Raw genomic sequence first — 24,703 nt, forward strand, 5'->3', positions numbered from 1 at the left:
GGCTGTAGATGGCGGATGACGACAAGGTCCTGGACTACCTCAAGCGCGCGACCGCGGACCTGCGGGAGACCCGCAGGCGGTTGCGCGAGGCGGAGGACCGGCGACACGAGCCGATCGCCGTCATCGGCATGAGCTGCCAGTACCCCGGAGGCGTGCACTCGCCGGAGGACCTGTGGCGGCTGGTGGACGAGGGCCGCGACGGCATCGGCCGGTTCCCCACCGACCGCGGCTGGGAGACCGACGCGCTGCACGACCCCGACGGGCACGGCGCGCTGGAGGTGCGCGAGGGCGGCTTCCTGCACGACGCGGGCCTGTTCGACCCCGGGTTCTTCGGCATCAGCCCCCGTGAGGCGCTGGCCATGGACCCGCAGCAGCGGTTGCTGCTGGAGCACACCTGGACGGCGGTGGAACGCGCCGGTCTGGACCCCCGTTCGCTGCGCGGCAGCCGCACCGGGGTGTTCGCGGGTGTCATGTACCACGACTACGCCGTCCGCCTGCACGGCGCGGCGGAGGACGTCGGCGGCTACGTGGCCACCGGCAGCGCCGCCAGCGTGGTGTCCGGCCGCGTCTCCTACACGATGGGCCTGGAAGGGCCCGCGCTCACCGTCGACACCGCCTGCTCGTCGTCGCTGGTCGCGCTGCACCTCGCCGCGTCCGCGCTGCGCCAGGACGAGTGCACCCTCGCGGTCGCGGCGGGCGTCACCGTCATGTCGAACGTCGGCAGTTTCATCGAGTTCTCCCGGCAGCGCGGGCTCGCGCCCGACGGGCGCTGCAAGCCGTTCGCGGCGGCGGCCGACGGCACCGGCTTCGGCGAGGGCGTCGGCGTCCTGCTGCTGGAGAAGCTGTCCGACGCGCGCCGCAACGGCCACCGCGTGCTCGCCGTGGTCCGGGGCAGCGCGGTCAACCAGGACGGCGCCAGCAGCGGGCTGACCGCGCCGAACGGCCCGTCTCAGCAGCGGGTGATCCGGCAGGCGTTGGCGAACGCGCGGCTGGAGCCGTCGGACGTGGACCTGGTGGAGGCGCACGGCACCGGCACCACCCTCGGCGACCCGATCGAGGCGCAGGCCGTGCTGGCCACCTATGGTCAGGACCGCGAGCGGCCGGTGTTCCTCGGGTCGGTCAAGTCCAACATCGGCCACACCCAGGCCGCCGCCGGCGTGTCCGGCGTGATCAAGGCCGTGATGGCGCTCCGGCACGGCGTGCTGCCCAAGACCCTGCACGTGGACGAGCCGTCCCCGCAGGTGGACTGGGAATCGGGCTCGGTGCGGCTCCTCACCGAGCCCGCCGCCTGGCCTGAGCTGGACCGGCCGCGCCGGGCGGCGGTGTCGTCGTTCGGCATCAGCGGCACCAACGCGCACGTCGTGCTGGAACAGGCCGTCGACGAGCCGGCGGAGACCGCGGTCGAGCGGTCGGCGCCCGCGGGCCCGGTGCCGTGGCCGCTGGCGGCGCGTTCCCCGGAAGCGCTGCGCGCCCAGGCGGCCAGGCTGCGTGCGGACTTGGCGAACCGTGCCGACTGGTCGCCGGTGGACGTCGGGTTCTCGTTGGCCACGACCCGGTCTGTTTTCGAGCACCGTGCGGTGGTGGTGGGTTCGTCGCGCGAGGAGCTGTTGGCGGGGCTGGACGCCGTCGACAGCGGCGGCGTCGCGGTTCGTGGTGGGACGGCGTTCCTGTTCACGGGTCAGGGTTCGCAGCGGGTGGGCATGGGTCGTGGGTTGGCCGAGGTGTTCCCGGTGTTCGCCGAGGCGTGGGCTGAGGTGTTGTCGTACTTCCCGGCGGAGGTGCGGGAGGTCTTGTCGTCCGAGGATGCGCGTATTGATGAGACCGCTTTCGCCCAGCCGGGGTTGTTCGCGGTCGAGGTGGCGCTGTCGCGGTTGTTCGCGTCGTGGGGCGTGACGCCGGATGTCGTCGTCGGTCACTCCATCGGTGAGGTGGCTGCCGCGCACGTCGCGGGTGTGTTCTCGCTTGCGGACGCGTGTCGCCTGGTGGTGGCGCGTGGCGCTTTGATGCAGGCCTTGCCCACGGGTGGGGCGATGGTCGCGGTCGAGGCGTCCGAAGACGAGATCACCCTGGTCGACGGCGTATCCCTCGCCGCGGTGAACGGCCCCCGATCGGTGGTGCTCTCCGGCGACGAAGAGCCGGTGCTCGCGGTGGCGGCGGACCTCGCGGCGCGGGGCCGCCGCACGAAGCGGTTGACGGTCAGCCACGCGTTCCACTCGGCGCGCATGGACGCGATGCTGGACGACTTCCGGGCCGTCGTGGCGTCGGTGTCCTTCGCCGAGCCCCAGACGACCTTCTTGTCCACAGTGGATGATGGTTCGATTGTGGACCCGGAGTACTGGGTGCGCAACGTGCGGCAGGCGGTCCGGTTCGCCGACGCTGTCGCGAAGTTGCAGGGTGTCGTGCGGTGCGTGGAGATCGGGCCGGACGCGGTGCTGACCGCGTTGGTGCCGGACCTGCCGTGCACTCCGGCCCTACGAGCCGATCGGGACGAGGCAGTCACCGCCGTGTCCGCCCTCGGTGCCGTGCACGCCACGGGCGGCGTGGTGGGCTGGTCGGGCCTGCACGAGGGCGGCCGGGTCATCGACCTGCCCACCTACCCCTTCCAGCGCGAGAGGTTCTGGCCGGAGCCCACCGCACCCGCGGTCGTGGACGACGGGTTCTGGGACGTCCTCGACCGGCAGGACCTCGACGCGCTCTCCGCCACCCTCGAAGTCGACCGGGCGCAGCTCGAACCGGTCCTGGCCGCGCTCGCCACCTGGCGCCGCACCCGCCACGAGCGCTCCGCCGTGGACTCGTGGTGCTACCGGGACGAGTGGGTCGCCGTCCCGACCGCGCCCCCGGTCGCGCTGGACCGCTGGCTGGTCCTCCTGCCCGAGGACGCCACCACGCCGTTCACCCGGGTCGCCGAAGGCCTCGCCGGTCGCGGCGCGCACGTCCTCCGGGTCGACCCCGCCGCGAACCGCGGTGACCTCGCCGCGGCACTGGCTGACCACGCTCCCGAGGGTGTGCTGTGCCTATGGCCGACCTCGGCCGGGGTGCTGGCCGCGGTGCAGGCCCTCGGCGACTCCGGCACGGCGGTTCCGCTGTGGGCGTTGACCTCGGGCGCGGTGTCCACCGGCTCGGCGGACCCCGTCACCGCGCCGGAACAGGCCGCGGTGTGGGGTCTGGGCCGGACCGCCGCCGTCGAGGTGCCCGAGCGGTGGGGAGGACTGCTCGACCTGCCCTCGGACCCGGACGACACCGCGGTCGACGTGATCGCAGCCGCTCTCGGCTCCGGCGAGGACGAGATCGCCGTGCGGCCGGACGGCGTGCACGCCCGACGCCTGGTGCGGCCGGCCCCCGGCGGTCAGGACTGGACTCCGCGCGGCACCGTGCTGATCACCGGCGGCACCGGCGCGCTGGGTTCCCGCGTCGCCCGCTGGTGCGCGGCCGGCGGCGCGACGCGGATCGTGCTCGTCAGCCGGCGCGGTGAGGCCGCCCCCGGCGCGGCGGACCTGGTCGGCGAGCTGGCAGCCGCCGGGGTCGACGTCCGGGTCGAGGCCGCCGACGTGGCCGACCGGGACGCCATGGCCACGGTGCTGGCCGAGCACGACCCCGATGCCGTCGTGCACACGGCGGGCGTGCTGGACGACGGTGTGCTCGACCGGCTGACCCCGGAACGACTGCGCGCCGTCACCACCGCCAAGGCCGCTGCCGTCCGGGTGCTGGACGAGCTGACCCGCGATTCGGACCTGGACGCGTTCGTGGTGTTCTCCTCGGCTGCGGCCACCTTCGGCGCCGCGGGTCAGGGCAACTACGCCGCCGCCAACGCCGAGCTCGACGCCGTGGTCGCCCGACGCCACGCCACCGGTCTGCCCGGCACCTCCCTGGCCTGGGGACCGTGGGCAGACGAGGGCATGGCGGCGGGCGGCAAGGCCGCGGCCCGCACCGCCCGCGGCGGGTTCACCGCGCTGCCCGGCGAGCGTGCCGTGACCGCGATGGCCGTGGCGGTCGGCTCCGGTCTGCCCGTGGTCACCGTCGCCGACGTCGACTGGGCGGTGTTCGCGCCCGCCCTGCGCTCGACCAGGCCCACCCGGCTGCTCGACGAGCTGCCCGACGCCCGCCGCGCGCTCCCCGCCGTCGGGCGCGGCGACCTGGCGGACCGGTTGCGCACCCTGCCCGCCGACCGCCGACGCCAGGAGCTGCTCACCCTGGTCCGCGACCGGGCGGCGGCGGTCCTCGGGCACACCTCCGCCCGCCAGGTCACCCCCGACCGCGCGTTCCGCGACCTGGGCTTCGACTCCCTGACCGCGATGGAGCTGCGCACCGCGCTCAACGCGGCGACCGGCCTCGCCCTGCCCGCGACCGCCGTGTTCGACCACCCCACCCCGGCGGAGCTGGCCGAGCACGTCGAAGAACTCCTCGCCGGGGCGACCGCTGCCCGCGTGCCGTCGGTCGTCGCCGCGGCCGTGTCCGACGAGCCGATCGCGATCGTGGGGATGGCGTGTCGGTTCCCGGGTGGTGTGGTGTCGCCTGGGGATCTGTGGCGGTTGTTGGTGGAGAGTCGGGACGCGGTGGGTGCGTTCCCGGATGACCGGAATTGGGACTTGGGTGGGTTGTTCGATGCTGATCCGGACAACCTGGGCACGACTTACGCGGTGGAGGGTGCGTTCCTGAGGGACGCGTCGGGGTTCGACGCTGATTTCTTCGGTATTTCGCCGCGTGAGGCGCTGGCGATGGACCCCCAGCAGCGGCTCCTGCTGGAGACGACGTGGGAGGCGTTCGAAAACGCCGGAATTCCCGCGCACGCGTTGCGCGGCAGCGCGACCGGTGTGTTCATCGGCACCAACGGCCAGGACTACGCGCCCCTGTTCACCGGCTCCACCGAAGGCGTCGAGGGCCATCTCGCCACTGGGAACTCCGCCAGCGTGGTGTCGGGCCGGTTGTCCTACACCTTCGGTCTGGAGGGGCCTGCGGTCACGGTCGACACGGCCTGCTCGGCGTCGTTGGTGGCGCTGCACCTCGCCGCGCAGGCCCTGCGCTCGGGGGAGTGCGGGCTCGCCGTCGCCGGTGGCGTGACGATCATGTCGACGCCTGGCGCTTTCATCGAGTTCTCGCGGCAGCGGGGACTGGCCGCGGATGGTCGGTGCAAGGCGTTCGCGGCCGGTGCAGATGGCACCGGTTGGGGTGAGGGTGTCGGTGTGCTGGTGGTGGAGCGCTTGTCGGACGCCCGCCGCAACGGCCACCCGGTGTTGGCGGTGATGCGTGGCTCGGCGGTGAACCAGGACGGCGCGTCCAATGGGTTGACCGCGCCGAATGGGCCGGCTCAGCAGCGGGTCATCCGGGCCGCACTGGCGAACGCGGGTCTCGAACCGTCCGATGTGGACGTCGTAGAGGCCCACGGTACGGGTACCACTTTGGGCGACCCGATCGAGGCCCAGGCGTTGCTGGCGACCTACGGCCAGGACCGCGAAGAGCCGTTGTTGCTGGGGTCGGTGAAGTCGAACATCGGCCACACCCAGGCCGCCGCCGGCGTCGCCGCCGTCATCAAGACCGTTCTCGCGCTGCGCCACGGCGTGCTGCCCAAGACCCTGCACGTGGACGCGCCTTCGCCGCACGTGGACTGGTCCTCGGGTGCGGTGGAGCTGATCACCGAGTCCCGCCCTTGGCCCGACGTGGACCGGCCGCGACGCGCCGGTGTGTCATCGTTCGGCGTGAGCGGCACCAACGCGCACATCGTGCTGGAGCAGGCCGACGAGGACGACGTGCCGGTGGCCGACGACGTCACCGACGCCGTGGTGCCCTGGGTGCTGTCCGCGCGGTCCGATGACGCGCTGCGCCGGCAGGCCGCCCGCCTGCTGGCGGTGGTGGACGGCGGTGCGGACGCCGCCTCCGTCGCCCGCTCGCTCGTCGGCAACCGGACCCTCCTCGACCGCCGGGCCGTCGTCGTGGGTCGTGACGGTCTGCGTGCGTTGGCCGATGGTGTGGAGCATCCCGCGTTGGTGCGCGGAACGGTTGCCGACACCGGCCGTGTGGTGTTCGTGTTCCCGGGGCAGGGTTCGCAGTGGGTTGGTATGGCGTTGGAGTTGGCGGAGCAGTCGCCGGTGTTCGCGGAGCGGTTGAACGAGTGCGCTGCCGCGTTGGCACCGTTCTGCGACTGGTCTTTGCGCGATGCTCTCAATGATCCGCTCGCGTTGGAGCGGGTTGATGTGGTGCAGCCGGTGTTGTTCGCGGTGATGGTGTCCCTTGCCGCGTTGTGGCGTTCGTGGGGCATCGAACCGGCTGCGGTGGTGGGTCACTCGCAGGGCGAGATCGCGGCGGCCTGCGTCTCGGGTGCGTTGTCGCTCGAAGACGCGGCGCGTGTGGTGGCGTTGCGCTCGCGGGTGTTGCGCCGCCTGACTGGTCGTGGCGGCATGGTGTCGATCGCGGCCTCTGAGGCCGAGGTGCGTGCGCTGATCGAGCCGTTCGGTGAGTGGATTTCGATCGCGGCGGTGAACGGGCCGTCAGCGGTCGTCGTCTCGGGTGAGCCGGACGCGTTGGACGAGTTGGTCACGGACGGCTTGCGGGCGAAGCGGATCGCGGTGGACTACGCCTCGCACTCGGCCCAGGTCGAGGAACTGCGTGAGGAACTGGCCGAGGTGCTCGCGCCGATCCGGCCGCAGGTCGGTGGCGTGCCGTTGTACTCGACGCTCACCGGCGAGGTTGAGGACGGGTCGGGGCTGGACGCCGACTACTGGTTCCGCAACCTGCGTTCGACCGTGGAGTTCGCTGACGCGGTCGAGAAGCTGGCGGGTGACGGTTTCGGTGTGTTCGTGGAGTGCTCCCCGCACCCGCTGCTGACCATGGCGGTGCAGGAGCAGGCGGACGAGGTGATCGCGGTCGGCTCGCTGCGGCGTGACGACGGCGGGTTGGACCGGATGCTGCTGTCGCTGGGCGAGGCCGTGGTGCGCGGTGTCGCTCCGAAGTGGACGGACGTCGTCCCCGGCGGTCGCCGGATCGACCTGCCCACCTACCCCTTCCAGCACCGCCGCTTCTGGCCCAAGGGCGTCGCGTTCGGCCCCGCGGGTCCGGCGGGGTTCGGCCAGGGTGCGGCCGGGCACCCGTTGCTGGGAGCCGTGGTGACCCTCGCCGACGGCGACGGCACCGTGCTCACCGGCCGGCTCGGTCTCGACACCCAGCCGTGGATCGGTGACCACGTGGTCGCCGGTCGGCTGGTGGTGCCCGGCACCGCCCTGCTCGAACTCGCCCTGCGCGCCGGTGAGCACACCGCCACCCCGCACGTCGAGGAACTGACCCTCCACCACCCCGTCGTGGTGCCGGACGACACCGCGCTGCGGCTCCAGGTGTCCGTGGGCGCGGCCGACGCCACCGGCCGGCGGCCCGTGTCCATCCACTCGCTGCCCGACGACGCCCCCGATGGCACGTCCTGGACCCGCCATGCCGACGGCGTGCTCACCACGGACGTCCCGGCCGGTCTCGGCCTCGACCTGGACGAGTGGCCGCCGCCCGGCGCCACGGAGCTGGACATCACCGGCCTCTACCCGGACTTCGCCACCCGGGACCTGTCCTACGGCCCGGTGTTCCGCGGCTTGCGCCGCGCGTGGCGGCACGGTGCCGACGTCCTCGCCGAAGTGCGGTTGGACGACACCGAGCACGACGCCGCCGCCCGGTTCGGCATCCACCCCGCCGTGCTGGACGCGGCGCTGCACGCCGCCGGACTCGGTTCCTACGTCGGCGACCCGACCCGCGGCTGGCTGCCGTTCTCCTTCACCGACGTGCGGCTCGACGCCACCGGCGCGGTCGCGCTGCGCGTGCGGATCACCCCGGCCGGACCCGACGCGGTCGCCGTCACAGTCGCCGACCACACCGGCGCGCCGGTCGCGGGCATCGGCTCCCTGGCGTTGCGCCCGCTCGACCCCGCCGCGCTGGCCGGACCGACGACGGCCGTCCTCTACGCGGTGCGGCAGACCGAACTGGCCGAACCAGAGCAGTTCTCCCCGGTGCGCGGCGCGATCTGGCCACTGGGCGTGCCCCTGGCCGAGGTCGACACCACCGCCCCGGTCGTCGTGCTCGACGTCCCGCCCGGCGACACCGCGCAGGACGTGCACGAGCGGGTGCGTTCGGTGCTGGACGCCGTGCGGCAGTGGCTCGACGGCGCCGATGAGACCGGGGCACCGCTGGTGGTGCTGACGCGTGGCGCGGAGGACGGCGACCTCGCCTCGGCGGCCGTGCGCGGGTTCGTGCGGTCCGCCGCGAACGAGCACCCCGGCCGGTTCGTGCTGGTCGACGCTTACCCCGACGTCCCGGCGGACGACCCGGCGGTGCTCCGCGCGCCGGCGTTCGAGGAACCCGAGCTGCTCGTGCGGGACGGCCGGCTGCTCGCGCCCCGCTTGGCCCGCGCCACGACGTCCACGTCCCCCGAGCCGTTCCCGCCGGGCAGCCGGGTGTTGATCACCGGTGGCACCGGCACCCTCGGCGGGCTGCTCGCCCGCCACCTGGTCACCGAGCACGGCGTGCGCGACCTCGTGCTGGCCGGTCGCCGCGGCCCCGACGCGCCGGGCGCGGCGGAGCTGGTCGCCGAACTGGCCGAGCTGGGCGCCACCGCGCACCTACCCACCTGCGACGTCACCGACCGCGCCGCTCTCGGCGCGCTCCTCGCGGAGTTCCCGGTCACCGCCGTGGTCCACGCGGCCGGTGTCCTGGACGACGGCGTGGTCACCGCGCTCACCCCGGACCGGGTCGACGCCGTGCTGGCGCCCAAGGTGGACGCCGCGCTGCACCTGCACGAGCTGACCCGCGACCGGGAGCTGACCGCGTTCGTGCTGTTCTCCTCGGCCGCCGGGGTGTTCGGCAACGCGGGCCAAGCCGGCTACGCCGCGGCCAACGCCGCGCTCGACGCCTTGGCGCGCCGCCGCCGCGCCGCCGGGCTGCCCGGCCTCTCGCTGGCGTGGGGGCTGTGGGCCAGTGCCAGCGGCATGACCGGCCACCTGGGTGCCGTGGAGCTGCGCCGCGCCGGTCGCGGCGGCTCCGGAGCCCTCGGCGACGCCGAAGCGCTGCGGTTGTTCACCGCGGCCGTGACCACGTCCGAGGACGTGCTGCTGCCCCTCGACCTGAACCTGACGACCGCGCGGGCCGCCGCCGGCAGCGGGGTGGTGCCGCCGCTGCTGCGCGCCCTGGTGCCCGCCGCGCGCCGCCGTGCCGCCACCGCCCGACCCGACGTCGAGACCTCCGGCCTGGCCGCGCTGCCCGAGGCGGAACGCGCGACCGCCGTGCTGGAACTGGTCCGCTCCCACGTGGCCGCCGTGCTCGGGCACTCCGACGCCGATGCCGTGGACCCCGAACGCGCGTTCAAAGACCTCGGGTTCGACTCGCTCACCGCCGTGGAGCTGCGCAACCGCCTCGCCGTCGCGTCGGGGCTGCGCCTGCCCGCCACGCTGGTGTTCGACCACCCCCGACCCGTCCTGCTGGCCGCGCACGTCACCGCCGCGCTCGCCGGGCAGGCCACCGCGGTGCGGGCGCCGGTCACCACCGCCGCACCCGCCGACGAGCCGATCGCCATCGTGGCCATGGCCTGCCGCTACCCCGGTGGTGTCGAGTCGCCCGAGGACCTGTGGGACCTCGTCACGGCGAACCGCGACGTCGTCTCCGGGTTCCCCACCGACCGGGGCTGGGACCTCGCCGCGCTGACCGGCTCCGGGCGCTCCGCCACCGCCGCGGGCGGCTTCCTGCACGACGTGGCCGACTTCGACGCCGGGCTGTTCGGCATCTCGCCGCGCGAGGCGCTGGCGATGGACCCGCAGCAGCGGTTGCTGCTGGAGACGTCCTGGGAGGCGTTCGAGCGGGCCGGGATCGACCCGTCGAGCCTGCGCGGCAGCCGCACGGGTGTTTTCGCCGGCGTCATGTACCAGGACTACGCCAGCAGGCTGGTGTCCGTGCCCGAGGGCGTCGAAGGGCACCTGGGCACCGGCAACTCCGCCAGCGTGGTCTCCGGCCGCGTCGCCTACGCGTTCGGGCTGGAAGGCCCGGCGATCACGATCGACACGGCGTGCTCGTCGTCGTTGGTGGCCGTGCACCTGGCGGCGCAGGCGCTGCGGTCCGGTGAGTGCGACCTGGCGCTGGCCGGCGGCGTCACCGTCATGTCCACGCCGGGGCTGTTCGTCGAGTTCAGCCGCCAGCAGGGACTGTCGGCCGACGGCCGGTGCCGGTCCTTCGCGGGCTCCGCCGACGGCACCGGCTTCGCCGAGGGCGTCGGCCTGCTGCTGCTGGAGAAGCTGTCCGACGCGCGCAGGCGAGGCCACCGGGTGCTGGCCGTGGTGCGCGGCAGCGCGGTCAACTCCGATGGCGCGTCCAACGGCCTCACCGCCCCCAACGGCCCCTCCCAGCAGAGGGTCATCCTGGCGGCGGTGGCGAACGCGCGCCTGCGCCCGTCCGACGTGGACGTGGTCGAGGCGCACGGCACCGGCACCACCCTGGGCGACCCGATCGAGGCGCAGGCGTTGCTGGCGACCTACGGCCAGGACCGGGACGAGCCGCTGTGGCTGGGTTCGGTCAAGTCGAACCTGGGCCACACCCAGGCCGCCGCCGGCGTCGCCGGGATCATCAAGGTGGTCCAGGCGCTGGACCACGGGATCGTGCCCGCCACACTGCACGTGGACCAGCCGACCCCGCAGGTCGACTGGTCGGCGGGCGCCGTGCGGCTGACCACCGAGAACCGGCCGTGGCCGGAGGTGGGCCGACCGCGCCGAGCGGGCGTGTCGTCGTTCGGCATCAGCGGCACCAACGCCCACGTCGTGCTCGAACAAGCCCCCGCCGCGACCGAACCGGCCACTCCCGCCGCGTCACGCCCCGGTCCGCACGCGTGGGTGCTGTCCGCCCAGGACGCGGCGGGCCTGCGCGACCAAGCCGTCCGGCTGCGCGCCCTGCTCGACGCCGACCCCGCCGACGTCGCCCGATCGCTGGCGACCACCCGCGCGGCGCTCGACCACCGCGCGGTGGTGGTGGGTTCGTCGCGCGAGGAGCTGGCGGCCGGGCTGGACGCCGTCGACAGCCGGGGTGCTGTGGTTCGTGGTGGAACGGCGTTCCTGTTCACGGGTCAGGGTTCGCAGCGGATCGGGATGGGTCGTGGTTTGGCGGCGTCGTTCCCGGTGTTCGCCGAGGCGTGGGCCGAGGTGTTGTCGCACTTCCCGGCCAAGGTGCGGGAAGTTCTGTCGTCCGATGACGCGCGTATTGACGAGACGGAGTTCGCTCAGCCTGGTTTGTTCGCGGTCGAGGTGGCGTTGTCGCGGTTGTTCGCCTCGTGGGGTGTGACGCCGGATGTGGTGGTCGGTCACTCGATCGGTGAGATCGCCGCTGCTCACGTCGCCGGTGTGTTCTCGTTGGAAGACGCGTGCCGTGTGGTGGTGGCGCGTGGTGCGTTGATGCAAGCGCTGCCCACCGGCGGTGCGATGGTCGCCGTGGAGGCGTCCGAGGACGAAATTTCGCTGCCCGAGGGCGCGTCGTTGGCGGCGGTGAATGGTCCTCGTTCGGTGGTGCTGTCCGGTGACGAGGAGCCGGTGCTCGCGTTGGCGGCGGGGTTCGCGTCCCGGGGGCGTCGTACGAAGCGGCTCACGGTGAGTCACGCGTTCCACTCGGCACACATGGACGCGATGCTGGACGACTTCCGCGCTGTCGTGGCGTCGGTGTCGTTCGCGGAACCGAGCGTCACCTTCATGTCCACTGTGGATGAGGGGTCGATCGCGGATCCGGAGTACTGGGTTCGCAATGTGCGGCAGACGGTGCGGTTCGGCGATGCCGTCGCGCGGTTGCAGGGTGTGGCGCGGTGTGTGGAGATCGGGCCGGACGCGGTGTTGACCGCGTTGGTGCCGGACCTGCCGTGCACTCCCGCCCTACGAGCCGATCGGGATGAAGCGGTCACGGCTGTCTCCGCTCTGGGCGCTGTGTACGCCACGGGCGGATCGGTGGACTGGTCCAGCCTGCACGAGGGCGGCCGGGTCATCGACCTGCCCACCTACCCCTTCCAGCGCCGCCGCTACTGGCTCGACGCCGGTGAGCTGCCCACCGCCGCGGCGGACCCGGCCGAGTCGGGTTTCTGGACCTCGGTCGAGCAGGCCGACGTGGCGGAGTTCGCGGCCACGCTCGGCTTGAGCAGGGACGCCGTGGCACCCGTGCTGCCCGCGCTCACCGCGTGGCGCCGTGCCCGCCGTGAAGCCTCCGCCGTGGACGAGTGGTGCTACCGCGTCGAGTGGGCACCGACGACGATCCGGGCGACCGCGGACCTGCCGGGTAACTGGGTGGTCGTCACCACGCCCACCACCGCCGACGTCCTGGCTCCCGTCGTCGCGAGGGGAGTGCGCCTGGTCGAGGTGGCCGCCGACGCCGACCTGACCGGTCTGCTGGACGACCTCGGGCCGGTGGACGGGCTCCTCCTGGCCGCACCCGACCCCCGCCTGGTCGTGGCCGCGGTGCGCGCGGTGGCCGGTTCGACCGCCCGGATCTGGGCGGTCACCCGCAACGCGGTGGCGGTCGACCCCGCCGACTCCGTCGAGCCGGACCAGGCCGCGGTCTGGGGTGCGGGGCGCGTCGCCGCCCTGGAGCACCCCGACCGGTGGGGTGGTCTGGTCGACCTCCCGTCAACGCCGGACGAACGGACCTGGGACCTGCTCGGCGGTGTGCCGACCGCGGCCGAGGACCAGGTGGCGCTGCGTGCGGCGGGCGCGTTCGCGCGCAGGCTCGTCGTGGCGCCCGACACCCGCACCGGGTGGACGCCTCGCGGCACGGTGCTGATCACCGGTGGCACCGGCGCGCTGGGTGCGGAGGTGGCCCGTTGGGCTGCCCGCGCCGGCGCGGAGCGGTTGGTGCTGGTCGGTAGGCGTGGTCCGGACGCACCCGGCGCGGCCGGGCTGGTCGCTGAACTGGCCGGTGTCGAGGTGCACGTGGTGGCTGCCGACGTGGCCGATCGTGATGCGGTGGCGGCGTTGGTCGCGGAGTGGGAGCCGGATGCCGTGGTGCACACCGCCGGTGTCTCCTCGACCGGGCGGCTGCTCGACGTCACGCCCGCGGACCTGGCCGAAGCCTCGCGGGCGAAGGTGGTTGGTGCGCGGTTGTTGGACGAGGTGACGCGTGAGCGTGGGTTGGACGCGTTCGTGGTGTTCTCCTCGATCGCTGGAGTCTGGGGTAGTGGCGGTCAGGTGGCCTATGCCGCCGCGAATGCGGAGTTGGACGCGATCATGCAGAACCGTCGCGCGTCGGGTCTGCCGGGTATTTCCATCGCGTGGGGACCGTGGGCGGGCGACGGCATGGGCGCGGGCGCGGCGGGTGCCGACCTGGCGCGGCGCGGCCTGCGCGCGCTGGAGCCGAGCCGCGCGGTAACCGCGCTGACCCGCACCGGTGAGCCGCTGCTCGTGGTCGCCGACGTGGACTGGGCCCGGTTCACGGCCACCTTCACCACCGCGCGCCCGAGCCCTCTGCTCGGTCGCGTGACACCACACGGGACCGCGGTCCCGGCGGCTTCACCGCTGCGCGGGCAGTTGGCCGACCTCGCACCGGCGGAGGTCCGCCGCCACCTCGTGGAGCTGGTCCGCGGCAGCGTGGCGTCGGTCCTGGGGCACGACTCCGCGGCCCGCGTCCCGGCGGGCAAGGCGTTCCGCGACCTGGGCATCGACTCGCTGACCGCGGTGGAACTGCGGGACGTGCTCGGCGCGGCCACCGGGTTGGTGCTGCCCGCCACCCTGGCGTTCGACCACCCCACCTGCGAGGACCTCGCCGACTTCCTGCGCGGTGAGCTGCTGGGCGCGGACGACGCCGTCGCCGGCGGGCGGCCGAGGAGCGCGCGGTCCGACGAGCCGATCGCGATCGTGGCCATGGCCTGCCGCTTCCCCGGCGGCGCCGACTCGCCCGAGGCGCTGTGGGAACTGCTCGCCGAGGGCCGGGACGCCGTGCGCGGCTTCCCCGAGGACCGGGGCTGGGACACCAGCGCCCTCTACGACCCCGACCCGGACAACCAGGGCACCTCCTACGCCACCGAGGGCGGTTTCCTCGACGGCGTCGCCGACTTCGACGCCGGGTTCTTCGGCATCAGCCCGCGCGAGGCGCTGTGCACGGACCCGCAGCAGCGGCTGCTGCTGGAGGTGAGCTGGGAGGCGCTGGAGCGCGCGGGGATCGACCCGAACCGGTTGCGCGGCAGCGCCACGGGCGTGTTCGTCGGCACCAACAGCCAGGACTACGGCGCGTTGCTGGCCGCCTCGGTCGAACCCGTCGAGGGCTACCTCGCCACCGGCAACTCCGCCAGCGTCATCTCCGGCCGCATCTCCTACACCCTGGGCCTGGAGGGTCCGGCCGTCACGGTCGACACGGCGTGCTCCTCGTCGCTGGTCGCCCTGCACTGGGCGGCCCAGTCGCTGCGGTCGGGCGAGTGCGACCTGGCCCTGGCGGGCGGCGCCACGATCATGGCGACGCCGACCGCGTTCGTGGAGTTCTCCCGGCAGCGGGGACTGGCCGCCGATGGCCGCTGCAAGGCGTTCGCCGCCGCCGCGGACGGCACCGGTTGGGGCGAGGGCGCGGGCATCCTGCTGGTGGAGCGGCTGTCCGACGCCCGCCGCAACGGCCACCCGGTGCTGGCGGTGCTGCGCGGCAGTGCGGTGAACCAGGACGGGGCGTCCAACGGGCTCACCGCGCCCAACGGCCCCTCCCAGCAGCGGGTCATCCGCCAAGCACTGGCGGCGGCCGACCTGAGCCCGTCCGACGTGGACGTGGTGGAGGCGCACGGCACCGGCACCGCGCTCGGCGACCCGATCGAGGCCCAGGCGCTGCTGGCCACCTACGGTCGGGACCGCGACGCCGACCGGCCGCTGCTGCTGGGGTCGATCAAGTCCAACATCGGCCACACCCAGGCCGCCGCCGGCGTGGCGAGCGTGATCAAGTCCGTGGAGGCGCTGCGGCGCGGCGAGGTGCCCGCGACGCTGCACGTCGACGCGCCCAGCCCGCACGTGGACTGGTCGGCGGGCGCGGTGCGCCTGGTCACCGAGCACGTCCCGTGGCCCCGGACCGACCGGCCGCGTCGCGCGGGCGTGTCGTCGTTCGGCATCAGCGGCACCAACGCCCACGTCGTGCTGGAGCAGGCCGAGGACGTCCCCGACTCGCCGGCGGTCCCCGCCGCGACGACGTGGCCGCTGCTGCTGTCGGCCCGGTCCGAGACGGCGCTGCGCGCCCGCGCCGGCGACCTGGCCGCACGGCTGCGCGCCGACCCCGCCCTGGACCACGCCGCCGTGGCCCACTCGTTGGCCACCACCAGGGCGCACCTGGAACTGCGGGCCGCCGTCCCGCCCTCCGACGACCCGGACACCGTGCTGCGGGCGCTGGACGCCCTCGCGGCCGGCTCCACCGCGGGCGTGCTGACCGGCGACACCGCCACGGCCGGCCGCACGGCCTTCCTGTTCTCCGGTCAGGGCAGCCAGCGGCCCGGCTCGGGCGCGGAGCTGCACCGCGCGGAGCCGCTGTTCGCCGCGGCGTTCGACGAGGTCTGCGCGCACCTGGACCCGCACCTGGACCGGCCGCTGCGCGAGGTGCTGTTCGCCGAGGCGGGCACCCCCGAGGCGGCGCTGCTGGACCACACCGCCTGGACCCAGCCCGCGCTGTTCGCCCTGGAAGTCGCGCTGTTCCGGCTGGCGCAGGCCCGCGGTGTCGTGCCCGACCTGCTGCTGGGCCACTCCGTTGGCGAACTCGCCGCGGCGCACGTGGCCGGGGTGCTCGACCTGCCCGACGCCTGCGCGCTCGTCGCGGCCAGGGGTCGGTTGGTGGGCAGCCTGCCCGGCGGGGGCGCGATGGCGTCCCTCGCCGCGAACGAGGCCGAGGTCCTCGCGGTGCTCGCGGACGTGCCCGGTGCGGGCATCGCCGCGCTCAACGGGCCGGACTCCACCGTCGTCTCCGGTGACGCGGACGCCGTGCACGCCGTCGCCGAGCGGTTCCGCGCGCAGGGGCGCAAGGTGCGGTCGCTGCGGGTGAGCCACGCCTTCCACTCCGCGCACCTGGACCCGGTGCTGGCCGAGTTCCGCCGCGTCGCCGAGGGCCTGACGTTCCACCCGCCCCGCCTGCCGATCATCACCAACGTCACCGGGACCGCGGCCACGGCGGAGGAGCTGACCTCGCCGGAGCACTGGGTGCGCCAGCTCCGCCAGGCCGTCCGGTTCCACGACGGCGTGCGGCACCTGGTCGAGGCCGGCGTGACGGCCGTGCTCGAACTGGGTCCGGACGGCGGGCTCGCCGGGCTCGCCGGCGCGAGCCTGGGCGCCGGCTCGGTGAGCGTGCCGCTGCTGCGCCCCGGCAGGCCCGAACCGCTCACCGCCGCCACCGCGTTCGCCGCGCTGCACGTGGCGGGGGTCGAGGTCGACTGGACGGCGGGCCGCACCCCGTCGCGGCCCGTCGCGCTGCCGACCTACCCGTTCCAGCGCGCCAGGTTCTGGCCACGCGCGTTCGCCGTCGCGGGCGACGTGGGCGCGGCGGGCCTGGGCGCGGCCGGCCACCCGATGCTGGGCGCCGCCGTCGAACTGGCGGGCAGCGACGTCCACGTGTTCACCGCGCGCCTGTCCACCCGCAGCCACCCGTGGCTGGCCGACCACGGCATCGGCGACGCCGTCCTGCTGCCGGGCACCGCGTTCGTCGACCTGGCCGCGCACGTCGGCGCCGAGGTCGGCTGCCCGCTCGTGGCCGACCTGACGCTGTCCGCGCCGCTGGTCCTGCCCGCGCTGGACGCCGTGCAGCTACAGGTGACGGCCGGTGCGCGCGACGAGCACGGCGCCCGCACCCTCACCGTCCACTCCCGGCCCGCCGGTGATCCGGCCGCCGAGTGGACCGCGCACGCCACCGGCCTGCTCGCCCGGGACACCCCGCCGGCTCCCGCGCCGGCGGGGGAGTGGCCGCCGCCCGCCGCCGAACCCGTGCCGCTGGACGGCTTCTACGACCGGCTCGCCTCCGACGGCTTCCGCTACGGCCCCTCCTTCCGCGGCCTGCGCGCCGTGTGGCGGACCGACGGCGCGCTGCACGCCGACGTCGTGCTGCCCGAGCCCTTCGGCGCGGACGCCGCGGCCCACGGCCTGCACCCCGCGCTGCTGGACGCCGCGCTGCACGCGCTGGCCTGCGACCCCGGCAGCGGCGGCGTGCCGTTCGCGTTCACCGGCGTCACCCTCCACGCGGCCGGCGCCGACGCGCTGCGCGTCACCCTGCGCCGCACCGCGTCCGGCGCGGTGAGCCTGGTGGCCGTCGACCCCGCCGGCGCGCTCGTGGCCACCGTGGACTCCCTGGTGCTGCGCCCCGCCGCCACCGCGCGGGCGACCGCCGCGGGCACCGCCCTGCTGCACCTGCGCTGGACCGACCCCACCGGATCGGCCGACACCGACGCGCCCGTGCGCTGGGCCGCGCTGGGCGTCCCGCCGCGCTGCGACCAGAGCCCCGACCTGGTCGCCGAAGCGCTGGACGACCTGGCCGCCGGGGGCGCGGCGAGCGTCCCCGCCCTCGTCGTGGCGAGCATCGCCACCGGCGGGACCGCCCGCACCGCCACCCACGCGGCGCTGGGCCTGGTGCAGCGCTGGCTCTCCGACGACCGCTTCGCCGACTCCCGGCTGGTGGTGCTGACCGAGGGCGCCACGCTCGACGCGCCCGACGCCGCGCACCTGCCCGCCGCCGCGGTGCACGGCCTGGTCCGCTCCGCCCAGTCGGAGAACCCCGGTCGGCTGGTGCTGTGCGACCTCGACCACGCGGGAGCCAACCTGCCGGTCGCCGCGCTGCGCCTCGCGGCCTCGGGCGTCGAACCGCAGATCGCCGTCCGCGACGGCGCGCTCAAGGTGGCCCGGTTGGGCCGCGCCGCCGACACCCCCGTGCTCGCACCGCCCGCCGGGACCGCCGAGTGGCACCTGGCCGCCGGCGAGGAACGCACCGTGGACGCGGTGCGGGTCGTGCCCTCCGACGCGTCCCGCCCGCTGGGGTCCCACGAGGTCCGGCTCGCCGTGCGCGCGGCGGGCGTCAACTTCCGCGACGTCCTCATCGCGCTGGGCATGTACCCCGGTGACGCCCCGATGGGCAGCGAGGGCGCGGGCGTGGTCACCGAGGTCGGCCCGGACGTCACCCACCTGCTGCCGGGGCAGCGGGTGTTCGGCATGGTGCCCGAGGCGTTCGGCCCGGTCGCCGTCGCCGACGCCCGGATGCTCGCGCCGATGCCGCACGACTGGTCGTTCGAGCAGGCCGCGGCCGTTCCGCTGGCGTTCCTGACCGCCTACTACGCGTTGCGCGACCTGGGCGACCTCAAGGCCGGGGAATCCGTGCTGGTGCACTCCGCCGCCGGTGGCGTGGGCATGGCCGCTGTGCAGCTCGCGCGGCACTGGGGCGCGGAGGTCTACGGCACCGCCAGTAGCGGCAAGTGGGACGCGGTGCGGGCGCTGGGCGTGGCCGAGGACCACCTGGCGTCGTCGCGCACGCTGGGTTTCGCCGAGCGGTTCCCGCGGGTGGACGTGGTGCTGAACTCGCTGGCCGGTGAGTTCGTGGACGCCTCGCTCGGCTTGCTGGCCGAGGGCGGCCGGTTCCTGGAGATGGGCAAGACCGACGTCCGCGACGCCGCCGGGCTCGGTGTCGCCTACCGGGCGTTCGACCTGATCGAGGCGGGACCCGAGCGCATCGGCGAGATGCTCGCCGACCTGGTCGCGCTGTTCGACAGCGGTGCGCTGCGCCCGCTGCCGCGCAAGCACTGGGACGTCCGCGACGCCCGCCGGGCGTTCCGGTTCGTCAGCCAGGCCAAGCACGTCGGCAAGGTCGTGCTCACCGTGCCCCGCCCGCGCGACCCCGAGGGCACCGTCCTGGTCACCGGGGCCACCGGCGCGCTCGGCGGACGCGTGGCCAGGCACCTGGCCACCGAGGGCGGCGCACGGCACCTGCTGCTGGTGAGCAGGCGCGGCCCCGACGCCGACGGCGCGCCCGAGCTCCTGCGCGACCTCGCCGAGGCGGGCGCGCGGGCACGGGTCGTCGCCTGCGACCTCGCCGACCGCGCCGCCGCGGCCGCACTGCTCGACGGCATCCCCGCCGAACACCCGCTCACCGCCGTGGTGCACGTCGCCGGCGTCCTCGACGACGGCGTCATCGGATCCCTCACCCCGCAGCGCCTCGACACCGTGCTGGCGCCCAAGGCCGACGCGGTGCTGAACCTGCACGAGCTGACCCGTGACCGCGACCTGGCCGAGTTCGCCGTGTTCTCCTCCGCGGCCGGGGTGTTCGGCGGCGCGGGCCAGGGCAACTACGCCGCGGCCAACGCCTACCTGGACGCGCTGTCCCGGCACCGCCGCGGCCTCGGCCTGCCCGCGACCGCGCTGGCCTGGGGACTGTGGGACGAAGCCGACTCGATGGCCGCCGACCTGGGCTCCGCGGACCGGGAACGCCTCACCCGCGCCGGGGTCGCCGCCCTGTCGACGCGGGACGCCCTGAGCCTGTTCGACACCGCCGTGGCCGCGCCGGAGGCCGTGTGCGTGCCGATGCGGCTCGACCTCGCCGGGCTGCGCGCCAACCCGGACGCCGCGCCGGCGCTGCTGCGCGACCTGGTCGGCGACGCCCGCACCACCCGCAGGCGCGCCGGCCGCGCCGAGACCACCGCCGGTGAGCGTGGCCTGGCCGACAGGCTCGCCGGGACGTCACCGGAGGAAGCCGCACGACTGCTGCTCGACCTGGTGCGGACCCACGTCGCCGGGGTGCTCGGGCACAGCGGTCCCGACGCGGTCGAGCCGCGCCGCGCGTTCAAGGACAGCGGGTTCGACTCGTTGACCGCGGTGGAGCTGCGCAACCGCCTCAACGCCGAGACCGGGCTGCGGCTGCCCGCGACCCTGGTCTTCGACCACCCCACCCCCGTCGCGCTGGCCGAGCACCTGCGCTCCGAGCTGCTCGGCTCGGACGACCGGTCCACCGACGCGGCGCCCGCACGGGCCCGCTCCGACGAACCCATCGCCGTGGTGGGCATGGCGTGCCGGTTCCCCGGCGGGGTGGACTCCCCGGAAGCGCTGTGGCGGATGCTGGTCGAGGGCCGCGACGGCGTCTCCGCGTTCCCCGCCGACCGGGGCTGGGACCTGGCCGCGCTCTACGACCCGACGCTGGAACGCCCCGGCACCACGCACGTCCGCGAAGGCGGGTTCTTGCGCGGCGCCGGTGACTTCGACGCGGCGTTCTTCGGCATCAGCCCGCGTGAAGCGCTGGCGATGGACCCGCAGCAGCGGCTGCTGCTCCAGACGTCCTGGGAGGCGCTCGAACGCGGCGGCCTCGACCCGCACACCCTGCGCGGCAAGGACGTCGGTGTGTTCGTGGGCGTGGCGACCTCGAACTACGGCGCGGGCCTGCCCGCGTTCCCCGAAGGCGTCGAGGGCCACCTGCTGACCGGCAACGCGACCAGCGTCGCGTCCGGCCGGGTGTCCTACGCGCTCGGACTGGAAGGGCCTGCCGTCACTGTCGACACGGCGTGCTCGTCATCCCTGGTCGCCCTGCACCTCGCGGCGAACGCGCTGCGCGGCGGCGAGTGCTCCCTCGCGCTGGCGGGCGGCGCGACCGTCATGGCCATCCCCGGCGCGTTCACCGAGTTCTCCCGCCAGGGCGGCCTGGCGCCCGACGGCCGCTGCAAGCCGTTCGCCGAGGCCGCCGACGGCACGAGCTGGTCCGAGGGCGTCGGTGTCCTGGTCGTGGAGCGGCTGTCGGACGCGCAGCGCCTCGGTCATCCGGTGCTGGCAGTGCTGCGAGGCAGTGCGGTGAACCAGGACGGAGCGTCGAACGGACTCACCGCGCCGAACGGCCCGTCGCAGCAGCGCGTGATCCGGCAGGCGCTGGCCAACGCGGGCCTGGAACCGACCGACGTGGACTTCGTCGAGGCGCACGGCACCGGCACCGCGTTGGGCGACCCGATCGAGGCGCAGGCGTTGCTGGCGACCTACGGCCAGGACCGGGACGAGCCGCTGTGGCTGGGTTCGGTCAAGTCGAACCTGGGCCACACCCAGACCGCCGCCGGTGTCGCGGGCCTGATCAAGCTGGTCCTGGCGCTGCGGCACCGCGTGCTGCCGCGCACCCTGCACGTGGACCAGCCCTCCACGCACGTCGATTGGGAGTCCGGGGCGGTCCGCCTGCTCACCGATGCCGTCGACCTCAACGGAACCGGTCGGGTGCTGCGCGGCGCGGTGTCGTCGTTCGGCATCAGCGGCACCAACGCCCACCTGGTCCTGGAGCAGGCACCGGCGCCTACCGCCCCCGCACCGGCCGTCGCGCGACCCGTCGCGCTGCCGTGGTCGCTCTCGGGCCGCACGGAGAAGGCCCTGCGCGACCAGGCCGCCCGGCTGCTGTCCTCGGTGGACGGGCACGACCCGGCGGACGTGGCCTTCTCGCTGGCCACCACCCGATCGGCGTTCGAACAGCGCGCTGTCGTGGTCGGGCGCGATGGGGCGGAGCTGACGGCCGCGCTCCGGGCACTGGCCACCGACACCGAACACCCCGCGTTGGTGCGTGGTGTGGCGGGTGAGTCGGGTCGGGTGGTGTTCGTGTTCCCGGGTCAGGGTTCGCAGTGGGTCGGCATGGCCCTGGAACTGGCTGACCAGTCGCCCGTGTTCGCGGCGCGGTTGAACGAGTGCGCTGCCGCGTTGGAGCCGTTCTGTGACTGGTCGTTGGATGATGCTTTGCACGGTCGGGTGTCGTTGGATCGTGTGGATGTGGTGCAGCCGGTGCTGTTCGCGGTGATGGTGTCGTTGGCGGCGTTGTGGCGTTCGTGGGGTGTTGAGCCTGCGGCTGTGGTGGGTCACTCGCAGGGTGAGATCGCGGCGGCTTGCGTGTCGGGGGCGCTTTCGCTTGAGGACGCGGCACGAGTCGTGGCGTTGCGGTCGCAGGTGTTGCGCCGTCTGGCGGGTCGTGGCGGGATGGTGTCGGTCGCGGCGGCCGAGGCGGATGTGCGTGCGCGGATCGCGTTGTTCGGTGAGCGGATCTCGGTCGCTGCGGTGAACGGTCCGTCGGCTGTTGTCGTGTCGGGTGAGCCGGACGCGTTGGACGAGTTGGTCGCGGTCTGTGAGGCCGAGGGTGTTCGGGCGAAGCGGATCGCGGTGGACTACGCGTCGCATTCGGCCCAGGTGGAGGAGTTGCGCGAGGAGTTGGCCGGGGTGTTGGCTCCGATCCGGCCGCAGGTCGGTGAGGTGCCGCTGTACTCGACGCTCACGGGTCAGGTGGAGGACGGCTCCGCCCTGGACGCCGACTACTGGTTCCGGAACCTGCGCTCGACGGTGGGGTTCGCGGACGCGGTGGAGAAGTTGGCGGGTGACGGCTTCGGGACGTTCGTGGAGTGCTCCCCGCACCCGATCCTGACGATGGCGGTGCAGGAGCAGGCGGAGAACGTGGTGGCCGTGGGCTCGCTGCGGCGTGACGACGGTGGCCTGGAGCGGATGTTGCTGTCGCTGGGTGAGGCCGTGGTGCGCGGTGTCACTCCGAAGTGGCCGGACGTGGTCCCCGGCGGTCGGCGGGTCGACCTGCCCACCTACCCGTTCCAGCACCAGCACTACTGGATGACCGCGCCGGAGGGAAGCGGTCCGGCCTTGGCCGCCGACACGGTCGAGAGCAGGTTCTGGGACACCGTCGAGCGCGAAGACCTGGAACACCTCGCCGACACCCTCGCGCTCGACCCGGCCGCCCCGCTCAGCGCCGTGCTGCCCGCCCTGTCCGCGTGGCGGCGCAGGGGACGGGCCAGCTCCGCCGTCGACTCCTGGCGCTACCGGGTCGTCTGGCGTCCCGTGCCCGACCCGGCTCCCGCCGTCCTCACCGGCACCTGGCTGCTGGTCGTGCCCGGAGGTTTCGAGGAGGACCCGCTCGTGGGAGCCGTCACGGAGGCGCTGTCCCGGCACGGTGCCGCCGTGCGCGCCCTCGTGACACCCGCCGACGCCGACCGCGCCGTGCTGGCCGGCCTGCTCGGTGGTGGCGAACCCGCGGCGGGCGTCCTGTCCCTGCTCGCCCTGGCCGAGGAGCCCTTCCCCGGTCACCGGTCCGCCCGCCGAGGGGCTGTGCAGACCATCGCCCTGGTGCAGGCCGTCGGTGACGCGGGGCTGTCCGCGCCCGTGTGGTGCGCGACCAGCTCGGCGGTGGCGGTGTCGGACTCCGAGTCGCTCGACGCGCCCGTGCAGGCGTTGGTGTGGGGCCTGGGCCGCGTCGCGGCACTGGAGCACCCCGAGCGCTGGGGCGGCCTGGTCGACCTGCCCGCCGGGTTGGACCGGCAGGCGGGGGACCGGCTGGTCGCGCTGCTGTCCGGAGCCACCGGTGAGGACCAGGTGGCGGTGCGCGCGGCCGGGCTGTTCGGGCGTCGACTGGTGTCCGCCGCCCACACACCCGACCGGCCGGCCGACGAGCGCTGGCGTCCTGAGGGGACCGTGCTGGTCACCGGTGGCACCGGGGCGCTCGGCGCCAACGTGGCCCGCTGGCTGGCCGCGCGCGGCGCTCCGCACCTGCTGCTGGTGTCCCGCCGCGGCACGGGCGCGCCCGGCGCCGAGGAGCTGATCGCCGAGCTGACCGCGCTGGGCAGCCGGGTCACCGTCGCCGCCTGCGACGCCGGTGACCGCGACGCCCTCGCCGCCGTGCTCGCCGACGTGCCGGCGGACGTCCCGCTCACGACCGTCGTGCACACCGCGGCCGTGCTCGACGACACCGTGATCGACACCCTCGACGTCGCCAGGGTCGACCACGTCACCGGCCCGAAGGTCGACGCGGCCCTGCACCTGCACGAACTGACGCTGACCGGCTCGGTGTCGGCGTTCGTGCTGTTCTCGTCCTTCGCCGGCACCTTCGGCACGCCCGGCCAGGGCAACTACGCGCCGGGCAACGCCTTCCTCGACGCGCTCGCGGCGCACCGCCGGTCCCTCGGGCTCCCCGCCGTGTCCGTGGCGTGGGGTCCGTGGGGTGGTGCGGGCATGGCCGACGGCCCGGTCGGCGAGCTGGCCCGCAGGCACGGTGTGCCGGAGATGGACCCCGACCTCGCGCTGGAGGCGCTGCACCGCGCACTGGACGCCGGGGACGCCTTCACCGCGGTGGCCGACATCGACTGGTCCCGCTTCGCCACCGCGTTCACCGCGACCCGGCCCAGCCCGCTGCTCTCCGAGGTGCCGCAGGCGCGGGCGGTGCTGACCGAGGCGCGCCGCCACGCCGACGCGGCGGGTGGTCCCGACGACGGCGCCTCGCTGCCCCGGAAGCTGGCGGGTCTGTCGACCGCCGAACGGGACTCGGTGCTGCTCGACCTGGTCCGCTCGCACGTCGCCGCCGTCCTCGGCCACCGGGGACCCGACGACGTGGACCGCGACCGCGCGTTCCGCGAGCTGGGCTTCGACTCGGTGATGGCGGTCGAGCTGCGCAACCGGCTCGGCGCGGCCACCGGGCTGCGCCTGCCCGCGGGCCTGGTGTTCGACTACCCGTCCCCGACCGCGCTGGCCGCGCACCTGCGGGAAGAACTCGTCGGCGCCGACTCCGCGGAGGCGTCCTCGCCGCTGGACGAGGTCGACCGACTGGCGGACGCGCTGTCCTCGGTGGACGCGGACGCGACCACCCGGACCAGGGTGGCCCAGCGGTTGCAGGCGTTGTTGGCGCAGTGGCGCGACACCGAACCCGAGGCGCCGACCGCCGCGGCCGGCTTCGACTCCGCCACCACCGACGAGATGTTCGACTTCATCGACCGGGAACTGGGGCTGTCATGACCGGT

1 protein-coding gene is annotated in these 24,703 nt (G+C 74.6%); it reads left to right on the plus strand.

Going from position 1 to position 24,703, the window contains the following annotated elements; genetic code table 11:
- The first annotated feature begins 8 nt into the window (after positions 1 to 8).
- On the plus strand, positions 9 to 24,698 hold the full coding sequence (locus ACQPYE_RS17655; protein WP_498722425.1) for a type I polyketide synthase: 24,690 nt from the start codon (positions 9 to 11) through the stop codon (positions 24,696 to 24,698).
- The last annotated feature ends 5 nt before the right edge of the window (positions 24,699 to 24,703 follow it).

The organism is Actinosynnema sp. CA-299493 (assembly GCF_050946825.1).
Classification (GTDB): Bacteria; Actinomycetota; Actinomycetes; order Mycobacteriales; family Pseudonocardiaceae; genus Actinosynnema.

What these genes read in the sequence shown, in the direction of transcription:
- ACQPYE_RS17655 (WP_498722425.1), top strand. Translation starts at nt 9, where the DNA reads ATGGCGGATGACGACAAGGTCCTGGACTACCTCAAGCGCGCGACCGCG.